2 protein-coding genes and 2 pseudogenes are annotated in these 1,743 nt (G+C 32.6%); 1 reads left to right on the top strand and 3 read right to left on the bottom strand.

Going from position 1 to position 1,743, the window contains the following annotated elements; genetic code table 11:
- Positions 1-82: pseudogene (locus KI369_RS24945) on the bottom strand (alpha/beta-type small acid-soluble spore protein); the annotation flags it as partial.
- Between the two features lie 274 nt (positions 83-356).
- On the opposite strand from KI369_RS24945, the gene KI369_RS24940 reads away from it, so the two are divergent.
- The gene (locus KI369_RS24940) at positions 357-833 is read left to right on the top strand and encodes a YndM family protein (protein WP_212957957.1); all 477 of its coding nucleotides are present in this window, start codon (positions 357-359) and stop codon (positions 831-833) included.
- Between the two features lie 35 nt (positions 834-868).
- On the opposite strand, the gene KI369_RS24935 is transcribed toward KI369_RS24940, so the two are convergent.
- Positions 869-1,384 carry a DUF3231 family protein gene (locus tag KI369_RS24935; protein ID WP_000512133.1) on the bottom strand — a complete coding sequence of 172 codons (516 nt, stop codon included), beginning with the start codon at positions 1,382-1,384 and terminating at the stop codon, positions 869-871.
- Positions 1,385-1,677: 293 nt separating this feature from the next.
- Positions 1,678-1,743: pseudogene (gene sasP / locus KI369_RS24930) on the bottom strand (small acid-soluble spore protein, SasP family); the annotation flags it as partial.

The raw sequence follows: 1,743 nt of genomic DNA, 5'->3' as shown, positions 1-1,743 counted from the left end.
TTTCATATTTCATTTGATCAAGAGCTTGTTCAGCGCCACGTACTAATAATTGATTGCTGCTTCCACCGTTATTGTTTGACATGTTCATTCACCTCCTTCTTTCTTTAATATGTTAAATTACATGCTAAAATATATAGCTAATTAATTGGTAATTACGACCGTGAATTCGAAGGTATAGTTGATCTTCTTTAAACCAAAAATAATCATGTATAGGAGAACGAAATACATCTTACGTGCCATGGGATATCATAAATAGGCCTCCATTACAACATAAAACGGGTTAAGCTATTTAACAGCATAACCCGTTTTTAATGAAATATTTTATTCCATATACTTTTGAACAATGGAGGAAAATGATGAAACATTTTGTTGCTTTATTGATTAAATACACAGCGATAACTGCTGTATTACTAATCATACTTAGTATCTTTAAAGGCATTTCAATTCCTAGAGTATTACTAATTTCTCTTTTCCTTACAGGAGCTGCCTATTTAATCGGAGATCTCTTCATTTTACCTAAATACGGAAATATGATTGCTACAATAGCAGATTTAGGCTTAAGCTTCTTTGGAATTTGGTTACTAACATCCTTGTTTACTGATTTAGATGTTACTCGTAACATTGGACTTTCTTCATTTATAGCCGCTTTAATTATTGGTGGAACAGAAATTTTCTTCCACATTTATATGAAGAGGCTAGTACTGCGTAACGACAATGAATTAAGAAATCGCAATCATATTCATCATAATAAATATGCTATGGAAATGTCAGATGAATATATGGATTCTTCCACAATAAATAAATCCAAGCTTGAGGATACATCTAAAAAATAAAAAAGTGGCCAATGCCACTTTTTTATTTTTGTTTATTAAGCTTGATCAGAATTTCTTACATGTAACGGAGGTGGAACTACCCACCCTTTTTTCTTACTTAAACGTAGCAAAGTTACACCTGCCTGCGCTTTTTTCATATGAAATTGTCCAAATAACATGCCTACATCTTCTCGAAGGCATTTTCCCATTACTTGACTACACGTCACAAGTCCAGCTGCTAATCCTGTAGAAACAGCTGCTGCAATTTCTGCATCATTAATACGCGCTCCAGGAGGAATGTCTTCGATAGATGCAACTGGTCGTTCTGGCGGAGCAGGCGGTAAAGCTACACCATTAACCTTTAAAAGAGTTTTTAACTCTTCTATTTCCGAATTCATATCATTTTCAATTAAGCTTTCTAAAAACTTCTTCAAGTCTTCATCACCTGTATGATTCATAAATACTTGATGACTTGCGATTGCACCTTGTGCAGCTAGAAGATAACTCCAAATATCAAATACTTCTCCGTAATGTAACGGTTCATTTTGAGGATTTCCACTTAATATACCCATCTTTAAATTCCTCCCTTTCGAAAATATGATAATAAATATTGATTTTAATATTGAAATCAAATTTTTAAGTATGCTTTTTCCTGCAAAAGCTTTTCTACTATGCATGGAAAACACCTTTCCAACACTGCGTGTTTATTGTTTAGGAAAGTAGTTTACAAATTAAATATCCAAAGATTATGAAAGAAGATTATCAATAATCTTTGAGTGAGAATCCATTTACTATAAGGGTTTTTATTTAATACATATACAAAAGAAATTGATTTACATATTCGCTATATTTTATACGAATTCACTTAGCGATTAGCTCTACCACCAAGTTGTTGTTCAGCCATTGCTACTAAACGTTTTGTAATTTCACC

It is taken from the genome of Bacillus sanguinis, from assembly GCF_018332475.1.
Lineage (GTDB): Bacteria > Bacillota > Bacilli > Bacillales > Bacillaceae_G > Bacillus_A > Bacillus_A sanguinis.
The sequence above is the reverse complement of the archived record's forward strand: the minus strand, read 5'-3'. Positions and strand labels throughout refer to the sequence as shown.

Bases quoted from the DNA above. Each gene is read 5' to 3' on its own strand.
- KI369_RS24935 (WP_000512133.1), bottom strand. From the start codon at position 1,384: ATGGGTATATTAAGTGGAAATCCTCAAAATGAACCGTTACATTACGGA.
- KI369_RS24940 (WP_212957957.1), top strand. From the start codon at position 357: ATGAAACATTTTGTTGCTTTATTGATTAAATACACAGCGATAACTGCT.